Raw genomic sequence first — 18,309 nt, 5'->3', positions numbered from 1 at the left:
TCGCCCGCCTTCCATGAAAAATCCCTGCAAGGCGTGTCCGCCTTGCAGGGATTGACCCGATCGGTATCGGCTGGCCCGGCACATCGCCGGGCCTTTTGCTTACTGCAGCGTGCGGGTGAAGATGAACTCGCCATCCTGCCAGTCCACCGGCACCACATCGCGCGGGCCGAACCTGCCTTCGAGGATCAGGCGCGCCACCGGGTTTTCGATCTGCTGCTGGATCGCGCGCTTCAACGGCCGCGCGCCAAACACGGGATCGAATCCGGAACGGGCCAGTTCCGCCAACGCCGGTTCGGTAACCTCGAGGCGCATTTCCTGCTTTTCAAGGCGTTCACCAAGGCGGCGTAGCTGAATGCGGGCGATGGACTCGATATGCTGCGCCTCCAGGCCATGGAACACGACCACTTCGTCGATGCGGTTCAGGAATTCCGGCCGCAGCGTCTGCTTGAGTTCGTCCCAGACCACTTCCTTGATGACGTCGTACGGCTGCCCGGCCAGCGTCTGGATGTGGTGCGACCCGAGGTTGGACGTCATCACGATCACGGTATTGCGGAAGTCCACGGTGCGGCCCTGGCCGTCGGTCAGGCGGCCGTCATCCAGCACTTGCAGCAGCACGTTGAACACGTCGGGGTGCGCCTTTTCCACTTCGTCCAGCAGCACCACGCTGTACGGCTTGCGCCGCACGGCCTCGGTCAGGTAGCCGCCCTCTTCGTAGCCCACGTATCCGGGCGGCGCGCCGATCAGCCGCGCCACCGAATGCTTCTCCATGAATTCGCTCATGTCGATGCGGATCAGGTGCTCTTCGGAATCGAACAGGAACTCGGCCAGCGCGCGCGTCAGTTCGGTCTTGCCCACGCCGGTCGGGCCCAGGAACAGGAAGGATCCGTACGGGCGCGCCGGGTCCGCCAGGCCCGCGCGGGAACGCCGGATGGCGTCCGACACGAGGCGCACGGCCTCGTCCTGGCCCACCACGCGCTTGTGCAGGAATTCTTCCATGTGCAGCAGCTTTTCGCGTTCGCCCTGCATCATCTTCGACACGGGAATGCCGGTGGCGCGCGACACGACTTCGGCGATTTCCTCGGCGCCGACACGGGTGCGCAACAGGCGCGGACGCGATTCGTCGCCTTCCGCGTTTTCAGCGGCCTCGGCGGCGCCCACTTCGGCGGCCTTCAGGCGCGATTCCAGATCGGGCAGCTTGCCATACTGCAGCTCGGCCAGCTTGTCGAACTGGCCCTTGCGTTGCAATTCCGCCATCTCGGCGCGCACGCTGTCGATCTCTTCCTTGATGGCCTGGGTGCCCTGCACCGCGGCCTTCTCGGCCTTCCAGATTTCTTCGTAGTCGTTGTATTCGCGTTGCAGCTTTTCCAGTTCGTCTTCGATGACGCCCAGGCGGCGCTTGGACGCATCGTCGGTTTCCTTCTTGACGGCCTCGCGCTCGATCTTGAGCTGGATGATGCGGCGGTCCAGCTTGTCCATCACCTCCGGCTTGGAATCGATCTCCATGCGGATGCGGGCGCCGGCCTCGTCGATGAGGTCGATCGCCTTGTCGGGCAGGAAGCGGTCGGTGATGTAGCGGTGCGACAGCTCCGCCGCCGCCACGATGGCCGGGTCGGTGATTTCGACACCGTGGTGGATTTCATAGCGTTCCTGCAGACCGCGCAGGATGGCGATGGTGGATTCCACATCGGGTTCGTCGACCAGCACCTTCTGGAAGCGGCGCTCCAGCGCGGCGTCCTTTTCGATGTACTTGCGGTATTCGTCCAGCGTGGTCGCGCCGATGCAATGCAGTTCGCCGCGCGCCAGCGCCGGCTTGAGCATGTTGCCGGCGTCCATCGCGCCTTCCGCCTTGCCCGCGCCCACCATGGTGTGGAGTTCGTCGATGAAGACGATGTTGCGGCCGTCGTCCTGGCCCAGTTCCTTCAGCACGGCCTTCAGGCGTTCCTCGAATTCACCGCGGAACTTGGCGCCGGCCAGCAAGGCCGCCAGGTCCAGGGACAGCACGCGCTTGCCGCGCAGGCTCTCGGGTACCTCGTCGTTGACGATGCGTTGCGCCAGGCCTTCGACGATGGCGGTCTTGCCCACGCCGGGTTCGCCGATCAGCACGGGGTTGTTCTTGGTGCGGCGCTGCAGGATCTGGATCGTGCGGCGGATTTCGTCGTCGCGGCCGATCACGGGATCCAGCTTGCCCTGGCGGGCGCGCTCGGTCAGGTCCATCGTGTACTTGGACAGGGCTTCGCGGTTGGCCTCGCCTTCGGCGCCGGAGACGTTTTCGCCGCCGCGCACGGCGTCGATCGCGGCTTCCAGGGCCTTCTTCTGCAGGCCCGCTTCACGCAGGATGCGGCCGGCGTCGCCCTTGTCGTCGGCCAGCGCCAACAGGAAGAGCTCGCTGGCGATGTAGGTGTCGCCGCGGCGCGCGGCTTCCTTGTCGGTGCGCGTCAGCACGCCTTGCAGGTCGCGGCCCACCTGGACGTTGTCCTCGCCCTGCACCTGCGGCAGGGATTTCAGGGCGTTTTCGAGGGCCGGCGACAGCCGGTTGACCGCCACGCCGGCACGCGCCAGCAGGCTGCCGGCGCCGCTGTCGGAATCCGACAGCAACGCCGACAGCACGTGGACGGGCTCGATGTAGGGGTGATCGTTGCGGGCGGCCAGGCTTTGAGCGTCGGCCAGCGCTTGTTGGAACTTGGTGGTGAGTTTGTCGAATCGCATAATGGTCGTTGTGGCTTGTGGGGAGCCTGACCGCTACGTGCCGGCTGGCTCGATAACCTGAATATGTGGCCGGGCGGGGAAATTTCAACACCCCGCGCGCCTCATGGTCTTCTTCGACGTGCATCGGCAACCTGAACGATGAGCATATACGCATTTGTCTACGGCACCCTACGGGCCGGCGAAATCAACGATCTGGCCCGGGCCGCCGCCGCCCGGGGCCTGCCCGCGGCCCGCCATGTGGGACCGGCCAGCGTACCGGGCATGCTGGTGGACTTTGGCGACTGGCCGGGCCTGATTCCGGTGGACGACGGCAGGCGCGTGCGGGGCGACGTTTTCCGGGTGGATCCGGCGCTGATCGCGCTGATGGACGAGATCGAGGAATATCAGCCCGGAACGCCCTGCTGCTTCGTGCGCAGGACGGTCCGGGCCCGGCTGGAAGCCCCCGGACAGGGCGGTTTGCTGACCTGCCAGTACTATCCCATCGACCCCGCGCTGCGGGCCGCGGCCATCGACATCGCCGGCGACGACTGGATCGTCCACCGTCTCGCGCGGACAACGCCCGGCGGCCGGTAAGACACCCGTAGTAACAACGGACTACAATAGACGCCTGTCTCACGCGTTGCACCCATTCCGGCCCTTTGCCGTGCAATGGGAACTCTAAAGGTCATCGTATGCAAAAACGGGTCCCCATTGCCCCTGATGCCGCCCACTGTTCCACATGCATGCTGGGCCACGTCTGCGTTCCCGTGGGCATGGCTGCCGCGGAAGTCGAAAAGCTGGACGAGCTGGTGAAAGAGCGTGTCCGCCTTGAAAAAGGCAAGACGCTGTATTCGCTGGATCACCCGCTGGACGCCGTGTATGGCGTGCGCTTCGGCAGCCTCAAGACTCAGCTTGAAGACGCGACCGGCCAGATCCAGATCACCGGCTTTCACCTGCCGGGAGAAATCGTCGGCATGGACGGCATGCTTGACGGCAAGCACGTGTCGGCGGCCGTGGCGCTGGAAGACTCCGAAGTCTGCGTCATCCGCCTGAACGAAGTCGACCGCGTGGCGTCGCACCTGCCGTCGCTGCAGCAGCAATTCCGCCGCCTCATGAGCCGCGAGATCACCCGTTCGCACCAGATGCTGGCGTCGCTGGGTTCGATGCGCTCCGAGCAGCGCCTGGCGGCCTTCCTGCTGAACCTGTCGCAGCGCTATGCCTCGCTGGGCTATTCGTCCACCGAGTTCGTGCTGCGCATGAGCCGCGAAGAAATCGGCAACTACCTGGGCCTGACGCTCGAAACGGTCAGCCGGCTGTTTTCGCGCTTTGCCCGCGACGGCCTGATCAAGATCAACCAGCGCGAGGTCCGCATCCTGGACCTGCCCGCGTTGAAGCAACTGCTGGGACACGAGAGCTGCTGAACGGCAGCCGCGCCATGCGCCGCGCGTCTGCAACCGCTTCGTCCCAGGCATGGCGTGCCTGCGCGCTGCGCGTGGCGCGCCGCCTGGCGGCGCCACTGGCCATGACGGCCATGCTGACGCCCCTGGGCGCGCACGCCCAGACACCGCTGCCCGATCCCTACAACTACGATGAAGCCGAGCCCTCGCCCAAGCGCGCGGCGCCCCTGCGCTGGCAGACGGTCGAGCTCGGCAAGCCCGGGCACCGGTACAAGATGCCGGTCTACGCCAACCGCGACCTGGCCAAGGACGATCTGCGCACCATCAAGCAGGTGCTCATCGTCGTCCACGGCGTCAAGCGCGATGCCGACCACTATTACGAAACCGCCGCCGCCCTGGTGGCCGGCAACGCCGGCCGGGCACGCGACACGCTGATCCTGGCGCCGCGCTTTCCGGGATCGATCGACTCGGGCTTCGGCGGCATGGCGGCCTGGCGCAAGGCCAGTTGGGAAGACGGCGAAGACAGCATCCAGGCGGCGGGCCGGCCCGCGCCGGTAAGTTCTTTCCAGGTGCTCGACGACCTGCTGCGCAGCCTGGACGACCGCAAGCGCCTGGCCTCCCTGGCCGGCATCGTGCTGGCGGGGCATTCCGCCGGCGCGCAGCTCGTGCATCGCTACGCGGTGCTGAACAACATCGACGGCCTGCTGCGCCGCGACGGGCTGGCGCTGCGCTACGTCATCGCCAACCCGTCCTCGTACCTGTACCTGACGAACGAACGGCCGCGCGCCGACGGCAAGGGCTATGCGCCCTACGAACGCGGCATCTGCCCCACTTACAACCAATACAAGTACGGCACGGACAAGCTGCCCGCGTACGCCCGGGAAACGGACGATTCCAGGCTCTTCGTGCGCTACGCGGCGCGCGACGTCATCTACCTGCTGGGCGGCGCCGACAACAACCCGGAACACCGCCTGCTGGACAAGGCCTGCGGCGCCGAGGCCCAGGGCGCCACCCGCCTGGCCCGCGGCACGGGCTATGTGCAGTACGAGCACGTACTGGCCGCGCGCGGCGCCAAGCCCGTCGTCCTGCGCCATGCCAGCTTCGAAGTGGGCGGCGTGGGGCACGACAGCAAGCGCATGTTCGGATCGATCTGCGGCGTGCGCGCCCTGCTGGGCGATGGCGCGCAGGCCAGCGAGGGGGCCGCGGCCTGCGACATCATCAAGCCGCGCGGCAAGTAAGCGCGGCGGCCGCCGCCGCGCGCGCTTCGTTCGCCCCCTAGGGAAATTCCCGATTCCTCCATCTTGACATGGCAGGAGTTGCGGCCTAAAACTTAACCTTATGGTTAACTTTAACGACGACACACTCGATGGCATTTTTTCGGCGCTGGCGGATGGCACGCGGCGCCGGGTGCTGGCCGACCTGGAGCAGGGCGCCGCGTCTGTCAGCACGCTGGCCCGGCCCCACGCCATGTCCCTGCCCGCCTTCATGAAGCACCTGCGGGTGCTGGAAGACGCCGGCCTGATCGCCCGGGCCAAGGACGGGCGGGTCGTGAACTGCACGCTGTCGCCCGAACCCATGCGCGCCGCGTCCGATTGGCTTGCCCGCTATGAAAGGTTCTGGAACGGGCAACTCGATTCGCTGGCACGGTATCTCTATCACGAAGAGGAAATCCACCCATGGCAGACCGAAACCCCACCTCCGACGCCCCCATCCAACTCCGGCTCCAGCGACGCTTCGACGCCCCCGTCGAACGCGTCTGGCGCGCCTGGACGGACCCGCAAGCGCTGACGCGCTGGTTCGGCCCGGCCGGAACCCGGCGCGTGCTGCTGGCCGAAACGGACGTACGCGCGGGCGGCGCCTACCACATCGGCTTCGCAACCGAGGACGGGCGGGAACACTATGCCAGCGGACGCTACCAGGAAGTGGAGCCGCAGCGCCGGCTCGTCTTCACGTGGGCCTGGCGCGACACGCCCGAAGAGACCTCCCTGATCACCCTTGAATTCACCGCTGCGGGCACCGGCACCGACCTTGCCTTCCTGCAGACCCCGTTCGTCGATCAAGCCACGCGAGACGGCCATGAACATGGCTGGTCGGGCGCGATGGACCGGCTTGCGGATCATCTGGCGGGTCTGGCCTGAATCGCGGCCGTTCGCGCCCTGTCCGGGCCGCCAGGCCCGCCACGCCAAGGAGTCGTACGATGCAAACCGATCACCCTGTCGTATCCCGCCACCAATGGAACGCCGCGCGCGAGGCCCTGCTGAGCCGCGAAAAAGCGCTGACCCATGCCCAGGACGCGCTGGCGCGCGAGCGCCTGGCCCTGCCCTGGGTCAAGGTGGACAAGGCCTACCAGTTCCTGGACGCCAGCGGCCCGCACGGCCTGGCCGACCTGTTCCAGGGCAAGCGCCAGCTCATCCTCTATCACTTCATGTTCAGTCCCGACTGGGAGGAAGGCTGCGTGGGTTGTTCGTTCCTGGCCGACCACCTGGAGGGCGCCCTGATGCATTTGCGCCACCATGACATTTCCGTGGTCGCCGTGTCGCGCGCGCCTTATCCCAAGCTGGCCGCGTTCAAACAGCGCATGGGCTGGAACTTCGATTGGTACTCGTCCGAGGGCTGCGACTTCAACTTCGACCTGTGCGCTTCCTTGCCCAAGGCCGACGGAGACGTCGAGGAACGGCCGGGCGCAAGCGCGTTCTTCCGCGATCCCGATGGCGAGATCTTCCACACCTACTCGACCTTCGAGCGCGGGGTGGAACGTCTGGCGGGCGCCTACAACTACCTGGACCTTGCTCCGCTGGGCCGCAACGAGAACGGCCCCCACTTCGACCTGGGCGACTGGGTGCGCCACCATGACCGTTACGACGTCGAGGCCCGAAAAGCCTGCCCCGGCCACGGCTAGGCGTTGCTTGCCGTCCGCGGCCGGCACGGCGGGCCTATGGCTGGCCTGCACGGCGGCCATGGCCGCCGGCCTGCTGGTCGACGCCTGGCGCATTCCGGCCGCGCTGCTGGTCAGCGGATGCGGCGCACCGGGCAGCCTGGCGGAACTGGCGTGGCGGCATGCAACGCTGATGCCTGTTAGCAGTGCCGCGATGGCGCTGGCGGCCCTGCTGCCGTGGCCCCGAACGCAAGGCGCGGCGCCGCCTCTGGCGGCGCGCGCGATCTGCGCCGTGCTGATGGCCGTCGGCATGATCCTGGGCGCGCGGCTGGGCATCGCCGCGGCGCTTTCGGTGGACGCGCCGCCCTTCGGCGGCATGGTGCTTGGCATGGCGGCAGGCATGGCAGCCGCGCTCCTGCCCGGGCACGCGCTTAGCGTCTGGCTCCGGTAAGCGGACGAACCGGCGCGGGGGTGGTGTCGATGGGCGCCGCGTGCGGCGCCTGGATTTCCAGCGGGGATACGGCCTGCGCCACGCAGGGCAGGATCCAGCCTTCTTCCTTTTCGTCGCGCGACAACCCCGGCCATTCGATCCCATACACCACCGAGCCTTCCAGCATCAGGCACATGCAGGCGCGGCAGGTGCCGTTGCGGCAGGAACTGGGCAGCTTGATGCCCGCCGTTTGCGCCGCCAGCAGCAGCGGCGTGCCGGTCTCGGCGTCAAAGCGCAGACCGGATGGCTGGACAAGAACGGGATACGCGGGCATGGCCTGACGCGGGCTTGCGCAAGCCGCCTCAGGCGGCGTTGTTCCGCCAGTCCAGCTTCCAGGCGCCGGACAGCACGTTCTGCATCCATAGCACGCAGGTCAGCGTCTTGGCGTCGGTGACTTCGCCCTTGCTGCATGCGTCTATCAGGTCGGCGGGCTGCGCGCTGATCACGTCCAGAAATTCGTCCTGATCGAGCTGGCGCGGCCCCGCGCGCAGGCCGCGCGCGAAGAAGATGTGGATGATTTCGGTGGAATAGGCGATGGCCAGGTGCAGCCCCCCGGCATGCGCCCATTGGTCGGCGGTGTAGCCCGTTTCTTCAAGCAGCTCGCGCTTGGCGCAGACCAGCGGATCTTCGCCCGGATCGAGCTTGCCGGCGGGAAACTCGGTCATGACGCGGCCGATGGGATAGCGGAACTGCCGTTCCAGCAAGACCCGGCCGTCATCCAGCAGCGGAATCACCACCACGGCGCCCGGATGCACCACGTATTCACGGATGCCGGTGTTGCCGTTGGGCAAGCTGACGGTATCGCGGCGGATCTTCAGGAAGCTGCCGTCGTACGACGCTTCGCTGGTTACCAGCGTTTCGACAAGATGGGAATCGATGGGGCGGGTCATGAGGGCGTCTTGATCTGTTGAAACGGACAGGCGGCGGGCCGCCTCGGGCACGCATTGCAGCTTACCATTGCCCCGCCGGGATCCGGCCCGCTCAGCCGAACTTGCGCACCGCGTCCAGCGCCAGGCCCGCGCCGATGCTGCCGAAGAGGTCGCCTTCCACACTGCGCGCGGTCGGCACCAGCGCCGACACGGTTTCGCGCAGACGCGGCACGCGGCTGGAGCCGCCGGTGAAGAACACCGTGTCCACATCCGCCGTCGCCACACCGGCGTCGCGCAGCAGTTGGCCCACGGTCGCTTCGACTTTTTCGATCAGGCGGCCCACGCAGGCGTCGAACGAGGGGCGCGTCACTTCCACGCCCAGCTCGGGCGCGACGCGCGACAGGTCGATGCGCGCGGCAGGCGCCTCGGACAGGGCGATCTTGGCCTCTTCCACCTGCACCGCCACCCAGTGACCCGCGCGTTCCTTGACCAGGTTGAGCAGAAGGTCGATTTTCTCGCGGTCGCCGGCTTCGGCGCGGATATAGGCGAAGTGCTCGGCGGCCTTGCGCGTGTAGGCCTGGTTGATGGTGTGCCAGCAGGCCAGGTTGCCGTACTGCGTCGACGGCACGTCCTTGCCGCTGCGTAGCTGGCTGCCCAGGCCGAGCAGCGGCATGACATGCCCCAGGCTCAATTGCTTGTCGAAATCCACGCCGCCGATATGCACCCCGCCATAGGCAAGAATGTCGTCCCTGCGGTCCGGCTTGGCGGCCCGCCCCGGCCCCAGGCGGATCAGAGAGAAGTCCGACGTGCCGCCGCCGATGTCGATGACCAGCACCAGCTCTTCGCGGTCGATCTGGGATTCGTAGTCGAAGGCGGCGGCCAGGGGCTCGAACTGGAATTCGATATCGGTGAACCCCACGCTGCGCGCGATCTCGCCCAGTGTGTCCTGGGCCGTCTGGTCGGCGGCAGGGTTGTCATCCACGAAGAACACCGGCCGGCCCAGCACGGCGCGCGTGAAACCGCGGCCAGCGGCCTGCTCGGCGCGCTGCTTCAATTCCCCGATGAAGCGCGTCAGCAACACGCGGAACGGAATCGAACGGCCCTGGATTTCCGTCGAGCCGTCGATCAGCGAACTGCCCAGCAAGCTTTTCATCGAACGCATCAAGCGCCCGTCGTAGCCCGCCAGATAGTCGGAGATGGCCGCGCGGCCATAGCTGACCTCGGCGTCCTCGTCATGAAAGAAGATGGCCGACGGCAAGGTGGTCTTGCCGTCTTCCAAGGCGAGGAGCGCGCGCTGGTCGGGGCGGCTCCAGCCTACGGTGGAGTTGGAAGTGCCGAAGTCGACGCCGCATGCGGTGGAAATCATGGAGAATTCTGGGCTGAAAGCAAAACGGCGGACAAGTGTACTCGCTTCGGCTCCGCCCGCATGTAATCCAGCCCCCTCCCCGGCCTGCGCCCTATTGTTGACGGCGCTGCTCCAGTTCCTTCAGGCATTGCGCCAAACCGGCCTGCATCTGGGCATTGTCCACGGCCGCGCGGTCAGATACCTGGCGGCAGCGGACAAACTGCGCCCGGCTTTCTGGGGAATCCTCGACCGCGACGGGCCGCGACCCGGCTTCGGGCGAGACCGTCATGCGCAGCGTCGAAGGCGGCGAGAGGCTGCCGTCCTTGGAGCGGGTACTGGGAAACTGCATTTCCTGCCCGGGAGGCGCGGCGTTCTGCGCCTGGGCGGCGCCGGCCGCGCACAGGGCGGCAAGCAGGAATGCGGAGACGTGGTGTTTATGCATGGCAACCTCTCTTCGATGAGCAAGCGGGCGACCGCGAAGCCGATGGCCCGCGCCGGAACGCGCCGCACTATCGTAGCCTTAGCCGCCGCCGGCGGCCGTGCCAAGACGCTACACAATCCGGACCAGTTGTTTCCCGCCGTTTCGCGCGGGGCGCCTAGGGGGCCTTGCGGGACTTGCGCAACGGATCCAGCAGCGTAGACAGGCCGTTGTGGTCCAGTTCATGCATCAAGGCCAGCAGGCGCCCCAGTTCGCCGGGCGGAAAGCCCTCGCGCGCGAACCACGCCAGATACCGCCCGGGTAGGTCGGCTATCAGCCGCCCCTTGTACTTGCCAAAGGGCATTTCACGGGTCACCAGCAGGGAAAGCAGTTCAGGATCCATCAGGATTCGTGCGCCTGGCCGCAGGCGTAGATTTCCGCCGCGGGCACGGCGGCGATCTTGACGCCGAAGCTGGAAATGGCCGGCAGCGTAGCGTTGTGGTGGTCCCGGATCCGTGCGCCGCTGGCATGGGGCTTGTCGTGCGTGGTGTGGGCATCGGCGGCCAGCGTGACGGGCAGGCCCAGCCCCGCCGCGCGCCGCACCGTGGTGTCCACGCAGAATTCGGTGGCGTAGCCGCACACCACGAGCTGCGTCGCGCCGGCGTCGGCCAGCACCTGCGCCAGCCCGGTGCGCAGAAAGGAATCGGGCGTGGTCTTGCGGATCCGGATGTCTCCTTCGGCCGGCGTCAGGCGCGTGTCCAGGTCCCAGCCGGATCCGCCATGCGCCATCATCGTGCCCGGGCTTTCGTGCTGCACGTAGATGACCGGCGCGCCGGCCGCCCGGGCGCGATCGGCCAGCGCATTGATGCGGGTCAGGACGGCGGCGGCGTCAAAGGGCGGCGGCGATGTTTCAAACAGCGCGCGCTGGACGTCGATCACAAGCAAGGCGGAAGTCATGGGGTTCCCGTTAGGCTGAGAGCAGCGAGTCTACCGGCAAACCCGGCCGGCCCGCACGCCGTGCGCGCCCGCCGTCAGCCGCATTCCGCCCCCACGATGGGAGGCGGCCAGATCCGCGCATAGATCCAGAAGTGACGCGGCTCGCCGCGCACGACGCGATACGCGTGCAGCAGCCCTTCGCGCTGATAGCCGCAGCGCTCCAGCACGCCCGCCGAAGCCACGTTGGAATCCAGCACCGTGGCCTGGATGCGCGCAAAACCCAGGATCCGCAAAGCCCAGTCGCTGACGACGGCGCAGGCCTTCGTGGCCAGCCCCTGCCGCCAGTACTCAGGGGCGATGTCGTAGGCGATTTCGGCGCGCCGGTGCGCCAGCGCGATCTCGTTCAACCCGATCGTGCCCGCCAGCCGGTCGCCCGGGCCGGCGATGGCCAGGCGCATGCTGTGCGAAAGCTCGGGCTGCGCATAGGCCCGGAGCAGATCGGTCAGGTCGCCCGGGCCGTCCAGCCGCCAGCTCGTGTGGCGGGTCACGTTTTCCTGGCACAGATAGGCATACCAGCCGGCTGCGTCGTCCTCGCGCAGGGCGCGCAAGCGCATACCCGGCACGCCAAGGTCGGGAAGGTCTTGAGCCCAATCGGGAAATGTCGTTGGCATCGGTCGTTCGGGTGAATGGCGGCGGCGGAATGCCGGCCCGGCGGCGAGGCTCAGGCAGCGGTAATGATGCGGGGCTCGCACCGCACCGGGAAGTTCACGGAATTCGCGATGAAGCAGAAATGATGCGCGCGCTCGTGCAGCGCCTGGGCCAGCGCGGCGTCGCCGCCGGCGCGGATGGTGACGTGGGGCCGCAGCGTGACCTGCGAAAACGCACCGCCCCGCTCGCGGTCTTCGACCATGACGCCCTGCGCCTCATCCCGGTACGCCTCCACCGTCACGCCTTCGACGGCGCAAAAATGCAGATACCAGAGCTTGTGGCAGGCGGACAGCGACGCCACCAGCATGTCTTCGGGATTCCAGCGCGCCGGATCCCCGCGAAATGCCGGATCGGAGGAACCCGGCACATCCGGCTTGCCCGCCGCCTGGATCAGGTGGTCGCGGGAATACGCCGCATAGCTGGACGTGCCGCTGCCGGTATTGCCGGTCCAGTCCACCGTCACGTCGTAGTGGTGTTCGCCCTTCATGCTGATCGCCCCTGTCCAGATGCGGCGGCAGCGCCCATCGCCGCGCCGGCACGAAAACGCCGAGCTTAGCGCAGGCGCGGCCGGGCAAGATAGCCCCGCCGGATCGCCCAGGGCTTTACATCCAGTTTCAGCATGCGCCCGTTACTGTCCGTATCGTGAACGCTGTCTGTCTGCCCCACAGGAGCTCGCCATGATGAAAACCACCCTGACCTGCGCCCTGACGCTTGCCCTGCTGGCGGGCTGCGCGCCTTCCAAGCCCATCACCGCCCGGTCCGTGCCCATCGACGGCCACACCTCGCGCAACTCGCTCGACTGGCCGGGCAGCTACGAAGGCACCCTGCCCTGCGCGGACTGCCCCGGCATCCGCACCCGCCTGACGCTGATGAAGGACGGTCGCTACGAAAAGCTGACCCAGTACGTGGACCGCCAGCCGCAGCCCGAGATCGTGGAGGGCACCTTCAGTTGGGAGTCCGACGGCAGCACCATCCGGCTGGACGCAGCGGGCGACAGCCAGCGATGGTTCGTCGGCGAGAACCAGGTGACCATGCTGTACCGGGACGGCACGCGCCCCACCGGCCCGATGGCGTCGCACTACATTCTGCGCCGCGCGCAATAAGGCATCGCGCGGCGCCGGCGCTTGCGGCTATTCTTTCGGAACCGTCCGTGCCCTGCGGCGCGGCGCTCCCTCAAGAAAGGAAGCCATGAAGACCGATCACGAGCTGCTCTCCGCTTTCGCCCCGACCGGCGCGCTGCGCGCGTCCATCAACCTGGGCAACCCCATTCTGGCCAACACCGACCCCGCCACCGGCCAGCCGGGCGGCGTGTCGGTGGATCTGGCCGCGGAACTCGCGCGCCGCCTGGACGTCAAGCTGGAACTCGTCGTATGGAAGACCGCGGCCGAATCCGTGAACGCGGTCGCGGCCGAACAGGCCGACGTGGGCTTCTTCGCCATCGACCCGCTGCGCGGAGAGCAGATCGCCTTCACCGCGCCCTATGTCGTCATCGAAGGCGCCTATCTGGTGCGCCAGGACTCGCCGGTCGCCAGCATCGACGACGTCGACCGCAAGGGGCTGCGCGTGGTGGTCGGCAAGGGCAGCGCCTATGACCTGTACCTGACGCGCGAACTCAAGCAAGCCGAGATCTTCCGGGCCCCCTCCTCGCCCGCCGTCGTCGACACCTTCCTGCAAGAGAACATGGAGGTAGCCGCGGGCGTGAAGCAGCAGTTGGAAGCCGATGCGAAACGCCTGGGGGGGCTACGCCTGCTGGACGGCCACTTCATGCTCATCCGCCAGGCCATGGGCGTGCCCAAGAGCCGCGGCGACAAGGCCGGCGCCTACCTGTCCGCCTTTGTCGAAGCCATGAAAAAATCCGGCTTTGTCGCCGAAGCGCTGGCGCGCCACAAGATCCAGGGCGCCGCCGTGGCGCCGCTGGAAGCTTGACTTGCTTAGTGGCTGATCATCCAGGGCCGCGCGCCCGGGCCGATTTCGCGGCAGTTATGATGCAAGCCGTTCCCAATGCATTACCAAGGCTTCTCCGCATGGCAGCAACACCGCACCGGCCCTTCGCCGCCCTTTTGATCATCGCCGCTTGCGCCAGCGCGCCGGCGCACGCCGAAGACTGCGTCGCCCAGGTCGACGCCTCGCTGGCTCGCATCAAGCGCGCGCAGGACGTCCAGCGCACCCGTGAGGCCGCCAATGAACTGCAGTTGAACCGCGAACTGTGCCAGGGCCGCCTGGATCTGCTGGACGCGCGCTTTGCGCTCAGCGATGACTTCGAAGCCTGCCGGCGCAAGGGCGTGCAGTTTTCGGATCAGGTCGTGCGCACGTTGACCGACGCGTCGGAGGACCTCACCGGCATGAAGGCGTCGTGGATCCGGACCTGCGGCCTGCACATGAAGGATTGAGCGGCGGGATGGCACGCGGGGGCTGGACAAACCAGGCCCTGACGGTGCCCGGCCCCCGCGTTTGACGCCTCAGGCGGCTTTCTTGTCCGCGCCGTGCGGGGAGAAAATGGCGCGGCTTGGATCGAAGCCGTACAGGTGTTCGAAACCGGTGGCGTCCGCCGCCAGCGCAAGCACCGATTCCAGGATGAAATCCGCCTTGGCATCCGGCAGCAGCACACTGAAGTTCAGCCTGACGAAGCCGGGCTTTTCGATCTCGCGGCCCTCAAGAATGGCCTGACGCATCTGCAGCGATCGGGCATCGTCGATGTCCAGCAGGCGGTGGACGTAGGGCCCTGCGCATGCGCAACCGCCGCGGGCCTGGATGCCGAACCGGTCGCTCAACATGCGGGTCACCAGTTGCTGGTGCACAAAACCGCCCTTGCCGTCACGCACGCGGAACGAGAAGATCGGCAGGCGCTTGGCTGTCGCGGAACCCAGCAGTTCAAGTCCTTCCGCGCCTTGCCACGCCGCAAACGCGCGCTGAACAAAGTGCGCATTGCGCTGTTCCATGAAGTCCGCGCCCAAGGCTTCCTTCACCAGCAGAGCCAACGCCGCGCGGATGTCACCGACGACATTGGGCGTGCCCGCTTCCTCCCTGGATTCCAGGCTGCTGCTGTAGTCGTGGCCAGCGGGAGAAACGAACTTGACGGTCCCGCCGCCAGGCCACGTTGGGGTGGTAGCGACAACCGCATCGCGGCGCACGATCAGCACGCCCGATGCGCCGGGGCCGCCAATGAATTTGTGCGGCGAGAACACGATGGCGTCGATCCGCGCATCGGCTGCCGGCGACATCGCCACCGGCAGATACGGCGCGCCGCCGGCATAGTCCCACAACATCTTCGCGCCCGCGCTATTGACCAGCCGGGTAATGGCGGGAACATCCGCGACAATGCCGGTCACATTCGAGGCCGCGGACAGCGCACAGATCACCAGCGTATCTGCCGGCGCCTTCAGCGCGGCGGCCAGTTGAACCAGATTGGGCCCGCCTTCGGGGCTTTCTTCCAATTCAATGATCTCGGCGCCGCATTCGCGCCACGGCAGAATGTTCGAATGATGTTCGTAGGGACCAATCACCACGCGAACCTGCCTGCCCGCGGCAAGCGCCGCGTCCACGCCAAAAAGATGCACCAGCCGGTTGATACCCGCGGTTGCGCCGGACCCCGCGAAGATCACGGCGTGCTCGTCGCCAGCGCCGCAACACCGCGCGATCGCGGCGCGCGCCTCCCGGCGCAGACGCGTGATGAAGCCCCCGCAATAGGAGGCCTCGGTATGCGAGTTGGCGTAATACGGAAGCACTTGTTCAAGAACAAAGCGTTCCACCTGCATCAGCGCCCTGCCGGACGCGACGTAGTCGGCGTAGACCAGAGGCTTGGCGCCAAATGGTCCGTCTATGCAGGCATCCTTCCCTATCAGTCCTTCGGCGAGCGCCGTGACGATATCCGGCGCTTTCAGGCTGTCTTGGAATTGCTGCAAGGGCGTGGCCGAGGCCAGTACCGGAGCCGCGGCGGTAAACGTATTCATGGCGTGTGTGTTCCGAACTATTCGCAAATATCATACGATGGAAGCCCGGATGAAACATCACCGTTTTTTTGCTATTAGCTCATTAAAACGGGTCATATGATCGAATCAATGGAAAAAATAGACAAACTTGATCTAAGCATCATCTCCTGCCTGCAAAAAGACGGCACGCTGTCCCAGCGCGAACTTGCGGACCGTGTCGGCCTGTCGCAAAACGCGTGCTGGCGCAGGCTTCAACGCCTGAACGCCTGCGGCATCATCCGGGGCACGCGGGCCGAGGTCAGCCTGGTTGCGCTGGGGCTGGATCTGACGGTATTTGTGATGATCCGAACCAGCCACCACGCGAAGGCCTGGGCAGATGGGTTTCGCCAGCACGTGGAGCGCCTGCCGGAGGTGACGGAGTTCTATCGCATCGGCGGAGACTGGGACTACCTGATCAAGGTGGTCTGCCGCGGCATGGCGGGGTACGACCGCTTCTATCAGAAGCTGATCACGGATTTTGAACTGTCGACGGTGACGGGGTTCTTCAGCATGGAAGCGATTATTGAAAACCGGCCGCCGGATCTTCGGCTGCTGGAGGACTGAGGCGCTTCAAGCCGCCTTCTGCAACACCCAGCGATCCGCGCGCCGGGAACTTTCCTGCCGCCGTATCGTTCGAATCCACCATTCATCCTCAACGCGGAGCCCCGACCGGCCATGATTCTCTAAGCCCTCCCCCCTTTGATCACCGCTTGCGCCACGCGCAACGCGTCTCATCGCCTCCGGAGAGCTTCATATGGCCCAGTCTTCCCGCGCGCCCGCAGCGGCGCACACGCCCCCTCAGCCACAGGACACGGCTGTTTTCCTCAGCCTGCGCCACGTCAGCCATGCGCTGCCCGACGGCCGCCTCTTGCTCGACGATGTCAGCCACGACTTCATTACCGCCCGCCACGGCCTGATCGGCCGCAACGGCGCGGGCAAGTCCCTGTTGCTGCGCCTGGCGCACGGAGAACTGGCCACGCAATCCGGCCGCATCCATCGCCACGGCCGCATCGCCTACGTCCCCCAGTCCCTGCCCCAAACTCCCGACACCACACTGGCAGACGTCGCCGGCATCGCGCCCATCCTGCACGCCTTGTCCCGCATCGAAGCCGGAAGCACGCGCCAGACCGACTTCGACCTGGCGGACGGCCACTGGCGCATCCGCGACGACTGGGCCCGCATGCTTGCCGGCGCGGCCCTGCCCGCGTGGTCGCCCGACCACCCCGCCGCCGGCGCCAGCGGCGGGGAACTAACCCGCGTCGCGCTCGCCGGCGTCCTGCTGCATCGCCCCGATGCCCTGCTGCTGGACGAACCCAGCAACCACCTGGACGCGCGCGCCCGCGCCTGGCTCATGGAACAGATCCGCGCCTGGCGCGGCAGCCTGATCGTCGTCAGCCACGACAGGACCTTGCTTGACGCGATGTCCCACATCGTCGAACTGGAACGCGGCGCGCTCACTGGCCACCCCGGCAACTACAGCACCTATCGCGCCCAGCGCGACCTGCAAGGCGCCGCTGCGCAAGCTGCCCTGGAACACGCCCGCAACGAACGCGCCGCCGGCCTGCGCGCACTGCGCCAGCAGCACGATAGCCAGCAACAGCGCAACGCGCGCAATGCGCGCCAGGCCCGGGACACGAACCAGGCGGCGATCCTGCTGGGTATGAAAAAAGCCAACGCCGAGGGCCACGCCGGCCGCGAACGCCTGCGCCGCCAGCAGGCCAGCACTGCCCTGGACGACGCCGTCAAGCAAGCCGCCGCCCGGATCCTTCCCGCAAGCGCCGTCGCCCTGGCGCTGCCCGACACCGCCATACCGCAGGGCCGGTGCGTCCTGCACCTGCAAGACGCGATACCGCCCTACCCCTTGGAGGCTCCACCCCTGACGCTGACGCTATCCGGCCCGTTTCGGCTTGCTATCCGGGGGCCGAATGGATGCGGCAAAAGCACGCTACTGTCGATGCTGTCGGGGGACGTGATGCCCAGCGCAGGCACCTGCGACGTCCGCGTACCGACAGCCATGCTGGACCAGCGGGCGTCCGGCATCCCGGACGACAAATCCCTGCTGGAAACGCTGCACGCGCTGGGCGCCGCATTGCCCGACGGCGAAATGCGCAGCCGATTGGCGCTGCTGGGCCTGGGCCCTGCATTGGTCAACGCGCCCGCTGCGACATTGAGCGGTGGGGAGCGGATCAAGGCCGCATTGGCGTGCGCGCTGTGGCGCAAGGAACCGGCGCAGTTGCTGTTGCTGGATGAGCCGACGAATCACCTGGATATCGCGTCAGCGCAGGCGCTGGAGGAGGCGCTGGCGGGGTTTCCGGGTGCGGTGGTGGTGGTGTCGCATGATGCGCGGTTTCTGGAGGAGATCTCGCCCACCCATGCATTGTCTTGGAATGCACTGGGGTGGCGGATGGCCCAGCATGCGGCGGGCGACCAATTTGAATAATTGGCCGCCGTGACGCACTACTTCGCTTCAGCTGGATCCGGGAGGCGGAAGATCCCGGCATAGACGGCTCGCCCCAGGCGCTGAGCCTTGCGCTCCGTTCCTCATGCGCAGCTTTATGGTCTTCAAGCAAGCCTGCGTAAATTGCAGCTATTGGCGAGGAAACATCAGGCTGCTTCAC

22 protein-coding genes are annotated in these 18,309 nt (G+C 66.8%); 12 read left to right on the top strand and 10 right to left on the bottom strand.

Annotated elements, in window-relative coordinates; translation table 11 throughout:
- Positions 1 to 99: 99 nt before the first annotated feature.
- Positions 100 to 2,706 carry an ATP-dependent chaperone ClpB gene (gene clpB, locus ASE30_RS01635; RefSeq protein ID WP_057282518.1) on the bottom strand — a complete coding sequence of 869 codons (2,607 nt, stop codon included), beginning with the start codon at positions 2,704 to 2,706 and terminating at the stop codon, positions 100 to 102.
- A gap of 138 nt (positions 2,707 to 2,844) precedes the next feature.
- Here clpB and ASE30_RS01630 point away from each other — a divergent pair, with 138 nt between their 5' ends.
- The 7 genes from ASE30_RS01630 (at position 2,845) to ASE30_RS01600 (ending at position 7,408) form a co-directional block, all read left to right on the top strand.
- Positions 2,845 to 3,279, top strand: a complete 435-nt coding sequence (locus ASE30_RS01630; protein WP_057282517.1) for a gamma-glutamylcyclotransferase family protein — start codon at positions 2,845 to 2,847, stop codon at positions 3,277 to 3,279.
- 98 nt (positions 3,280 to 3,377) lie between these two features.
- Positions 3,378 to 4,106 (top strand): helix-turn-helix domain-containing protein, encoded by a 729-nt coding sequence (locus ASE30_RS01625; RefSeq protein WP_057282516.1) that lies wholly within the window; start codon positions 3,378 to 3,380, stop codon positions 4,104 to 4,106.
- A gap of 101 nt (positions 4,107 to 4,207) precedes the next feature.
- Positions 4,208 to 5,320, top strand: a complete 1,113-nt coding sequence (locus tag ASE30_RS01620) for a hypothetical protein (protein ID WP_369819293.1) — start codon at positions 4,208 to 4,210, stop codon at positions 5,318 to 5,320.
- A 100-nt stretch (positions 5,321 to 5,420) separates the two neighbouring features.
- Positions 5,421 to 5,870, top strand: coding sequence for a helix-turn-helix transcriptional regulator (locus tag ASE30_RS01615; protein WP_057282514.1), 450 nt, complete (start codon positions 5,421 to 5,423; stop codon positions 5,868 to 5,870).
- The gene (locus tag ASE30_RS01610; RefSeq protein ID WP_057282513.1) at positions 5,759 to 6,220 is read left to right on the top strand and encodes an SRPBCC domain-containing protein; all 462 of its coding nucleotides are present in this window, start codon (positions 5,759 to 5,761) and stop codon (positions 6,218 to 6,220) included. Before ASE30_RS01615 ends, ASE30_RS01610 begins: the two co-directional genes overlap by 112 nt.
- Before the next feature lie 59 nt (positions 6,221 to 6,279).
- Positions 6,280 to 6,981 carry a thioredoxin family protein gene (locus ASE30_RS01605; protein WP_057282512.1) on the top strand — a complete coding sequence of 234 codons (702 nt, stop codon included), beginning with the start codon at positions 6,280 to 6,282 and terminating at the stop codon, positions 6,979 to 6,981.
- A gap of 7 nt (positions 6,982 to 6,988) precedes the next feature.
- Complete coding sequence (locus tag ASE30_RS01600) at positions 6,989 to 7,408, top strand: hypothetical protein (protein ID WP_235515162.1); 420 nt, start codon at positions 6,989 to 6,991, stop codon at positions 7,406 to 7,408.
- Here the strand turns inward: ASE30_RS01600 and ASE30_RS01595 are convergent.
- The 8 genes from ASE30_RS01595 to ASE30_RS01560 form a co-directional block, all read right to left on the bottom strand.
- Positions 7,389 to 7,721: a 2Fe-2S iron-sulfur cluster-binding protein gene (locus ASE30_RS01595; RefSeq protein ID WP_057282511.1), complete on the bottom strand. Its 333-nt coding sequence runs from the start codon at positions 7,719 to 7,721 to the stop codon at positions 7,389 to 7,391. The two genes, ASE30_RS01600 and ASE30_RS01595, sit on opposite strands and share 20 nt — an antisense overlap.
- A gap of 28 nt (positions 7,722 to 7,749) precedes the next feature.
- Positions 7,750 to 8,337 carry an NUDIX domain-containing protein gene (locus tag ASE30_RS01590; protein ID WP_057282510.1) on the bottom strand — a complete coding sequence of 196 codons (588 nt, stop codon included), beginning with the start codon at positions 8,335 to 8,337 and terminating at the stop codon, positions 7,750 to 7,752.
- Between the two features lie 91 nt (positions 8,338 to 8,428).
- Entirely contained in the window at positions 8,429 to 9,682 is a 1,254-nt protein-coding gene (locus ASE30_RS01585) for an Hsp70 family protein (RefSeq protein ID WP_057282509.1), read from the bottom strand.
- A 91-nt stretch (positions 9,683 to 9,773) separates the two neighbouring features.
- Positions 9,774 to 10,103 carry a hypothetical protein gene (locus ASE30_RS01580; RefSeq protein WP_057282508.1) on the bottom strand — a complete coding sequence of 110 codons (330 nt, stop codon included), beginning with the start codon at positions 10,101 to 10,103 and terminating at the stop codon, positions 9,774 to 9,776.
- Between the two features lie 154 nt (positions 10,104 to 10,257).
- Positions 10,258 to 10,482 carry a DUF3820 family protein gene (locus ASE30_RS01575; protein ID WP_057282507.1) on the bottom strand — a complete coding sequence of 75 codons (225 nt, stop codon included), beginning with the start codon at positions 10,480 to 10,482 and terminating at the stop codon, positions 10,258 to 10,260.
- Complete coding sequence (locus ASE30_RS01570; protein WP_057282506.1) at positions 10,482 to 11,036, bottom strand: cysteine hydrolase family protein; 555 nt, start codon at positions 11,034 to 11,036, stop codon at positions 10,482 to 10,484. Before ASE30_RS01570 ends, ASE30_RS01575 begins: the two co-directional genes overlap by 1 nt.
- Positions 11,037 to 11,110: 74 nt before the next feature.
- Entirely contained in the window at positions 11,111 to 11,629 is a 519-nt protein-coding gene (locus ASE30_RS01565; RefSeq protein ID WP_057282505.1) for a GNAT family N-acetyltransferase, read from the bottom strand.
- Positions 11,630 to 11,736: 107 nt separating this feature from the next.
- The gene (locus ASE30_RS01560; protein ID WP_057282504.1) at positions 11,737 to 12,210 is read right to left on the bottom strand and encodes an OsmC family protein; all 474 of its coding nucleotides are present in this window, start codon (positions 12,208 to 12,210) and stop codon (positions 11,737 to 11,739) included.
- Positions 12,211 to 12,400: 190 nt separating this feature from the next.
- Between ASE30_RS01560 and ASE30_RS01555 the strand changes: the two genes are divergently transcribed.
- From ASE30_RS01555 to ASE30_RS01545, 3 genes are all read left to right on the top strand, one after another.
- Positions 12,401 to 12,826 carry a copper resistance protein NlpE gene (locus tag ASE30_RS01555; protein ID WP_057282503.1) on the top strand — a complete coding sequence of 142 codons (426 nt, stop codon included), beginning with the start codon at positions 12,401 to 12,403 and terminating at the stop codon, positions 12,824 to 12,826.
- Between the two features lie 85 nt (positions 12,827 to 12,911).
- Positions 12,912 to 13,649 carry an ABC transporter substrate-binding protein gene (locus ASE30_RS01550; protein WP_057282502.1) on the top strand — a complete coding sequence of 246 codons (738 nt, stop codon included), beginning with the start codon at positions 12,912 to 12,914 and terminating at the stop codon, positions 13,647 to 13,649.
- A 98-nt stretch (positions 13,650 to 13,747) separates the two neighbouring features.
- On the top strand, positions 13,748 to 14,113 hold the full coding sequence (locus tag ASE30_RS01545; RefSeq protein WP_057282501.1) for a hypothetical protein: 366 nt from the start codon (positions 13,748 to 13,750) through the stop codon (positions 14,111 to 14,113).
- Positions 14,114 to 14,182: 69 nt separating this feature from the next.
- Here the strand turns inward: ASE30_RS01545 and ASE30_RS01540 are convergent, their stop codons facing one another.
- Positions 14,183 to 15,673: an aminotransferase class V-fold PLP-dependent enzyme gene (locus ASE30_RS01540; RefSeq protein ID WP_057282500.1), complete on the bottom strand. Its 1,491-nt coding sequence runs from the start codon at positions 15,671 to 15,673 to the stop codon at positions 14,183 to 14,185.
- Positions 15,674 to 15,781: 108 nt separating this feature from the next.
- On the opposite strand from ASE30_RS01540, the gene ASE30_RS01535 reads away from it, so the two are divergent.
- Both ASE30_RS01535 and ASE30_RS01530 read left to right on the top strand, forming a co-directional pair.
- Positions 15,782 to 16,255 carry an Lrp/AsnC family transcriptional regulator gene (locus ASE30_RS01535; protein WP_235515161.1) on the top strand — a complete coding sequence of 158 codons (474 nt, stop codon included), beginning with the start codon at positions 15,782 to 15,784 and terminating at the stop codon, positions 16,253 to 16,255.
- 190 nt (positions 16,256 to 16,445) lie between these two features.
- Positions 16,446 to 18,131 (top strand): ABC-F family ATP-binding cassette domain-containing protein, encoded by a 1,686-nt coding sequence (locus tag ASE30_RS01530; RefSeq protein WP_057282498.1) that lies wholly within the window; start codon positions 16,446 to 16,448, stop codon positions 18,129 to 18,131.
- The last annotated feature ends 178 nt before the right edge of the window (positions 18,132 to 18,309 follow it).

Origin of the sequence: Achromobacter sp. Root83, from assembly GCF_001428845.1 — a bacterium.
In the GTDB taxonomy this organism is placed as follows: domain Bacteria; phylum Pseudomonadota; class Gammaproteobacteria; order Burkholderiales; family Burkholderiaceae_B; genus Achromobacter.
Note: the sequence above shows the minus strand (reverse complement) of the source record. Positions and strands in the feature narration are given on the sequence as shown.

Excerpts from the sequence above, each read along its gene's own strand:
- clpB (WP_057282518.1), bottom strand. The coding sequence starts at position 2,706 with ATGCGATTCGACAAACTCACCACCAAGTTCCAACAAGCGCTGGCCGAC.
- ASE30_RS01550 (WP_057282502.1), top strand. The coding sequence starts at position 12,912 with ATGAAGACCGATCACGAGCTGCTCTCCGCTTTCGCCCCGACCGGCGCG.
- ASE30_RS01530 (WP_057282498.1), top strand. The coding sequence starts at position 16,446 with ATGGCCCAGTCTTCCCGCGCGCCCGCAGCGGCGCACACGCCCCCTCAG.
- ASE30_RS01555 (WP_057282503.1), top strand. The coding sequence starts at position 12,401 with ATGATGAAAACCACCCTGACCTGCGCCCTGACGCTTGCCCTGCTGGCG.
- ASE30_RS01540 (WP_057282500.1), bottom strand. The coding sequence starts at position 15,673 with ATGAATACGTTTACCGCCGCGGCTCCGGTACTGGCCTCGGCCACGCCC.
- ASE30_RS01625 (WP_057282516.1), top strand. The coding sequence starts at position 3,378 with ATGCAAAAACGGGTCCCCATTGCCCCTGATGCCGCCCACTGTTCCACA.
- ASE30_RS01585 (WP_057282509.1), bottom strand. The coding sequence starts at position 9,682 with ATGATTTCCACCGCATGCGGCGTCGACTTCGGCACTTCCAACTCCACC.
- ASE30_RS01580 (WP_057282508.1), bottom strand. The coding sequence starts at position 10,103 with ATGCATAAACACCACGTCTCCGCATTCCTGCTTGCCGCCCTGTGCGCG.
- ASE30_RS01620 (WP_369819293.1), top strand. The coding sequence starts at position 4,208 with ATGACGGCCATGCTGACGCCCCTGGGCGCGCACGCCCAGACACCGCTG.
- ASE30_RS01545 (WP_057282501.1), top strand. The coding sequence starts at position 13,748 with ATGGCAGCAACACCGCACCGGCCCTTCGCCGCCCTTTTGATCATCGCC.
- ASE30_RS01575 (WP_057282507.1), bottom strand. The coding sequence starts at position 10,482 with ATGGATCCTGAACTGCTTTCCCTGCTGGTGACCCGTGAAATGCCCTTT.
- ASE30_RS01565 (WP_057282505.1), bottom strand. The coding sequence starts at position 11,629 with ATGCGCTTGCGCGCCCTGCGCGAGGACGACGCAGCCGGCTGGTATGCC.
- ASE30_RS01595 (WP_057282511.1), bottom strand. The coding sequence starts at position 7,721 with ATGCCCGCGTATCCCGTTCTTGTCCAGCCATCCGGTCTGCGCTTTGAC.
- ASE30_RS01605 (WP_057282512.1), top strand. The coding sequence starts at position 6,280 with ATGCAAACCGATCACCCTGTCGTATCCCGCCACCAATGGAACGCCGCG.
- ASE30_RS01570 (WP_057282506.1), bottom strand. The coding sequence starts at position 11,036 with ATGACTTCCGCCTTGCTTGTGATCGACGTCCAGCGCGCGCTGTTTGAA.
- ASE30_RS01630 (WP_057282517.1), top strand. The coding sequence starts at position 2,845 with ATGAGCATATACGCATTTGTCTACGGCACCCTACGGGCCGGCGAAATC.
- ASE30_RS01590 (WP_057282510.1), bottom strand. The coding sequence starts at position 8,337 with ATGACCCGCCCCATCGATTCCCATCTTGTCGAAACGCTGGTAACCAGC.
- ASE30_RS01610 (WP_057282513.1), top strand. The coding sequence starts at position 5,759 with ATGGCAGACCGAAACCCCACCTCCGACGCCCCCATCCAACTCCGGCTC.
- ASE30_RS01560 (WP_057282504.1), bottom strand. The coding sequence starts at position 12,210 with ATGAAGGGCGAACACCACTACGACGTGACGGTGGACTGGACCGGCAAT.
- ASE30_RS01535 (WP_235515161.1), top strand. The coding sequence starts at position 15,782 with ATGGAAAAAATAGACAAACTTGATCTAAGCATCATCTCCTGCCTGCAA.
- ASE30_RS01615 (WP_057282514.1), top strand. The coding sequence starts at position 5,421 with ATGGTTAACTTTAACGACGACACACTCGATGGCATTTTTTCGGCGCTG.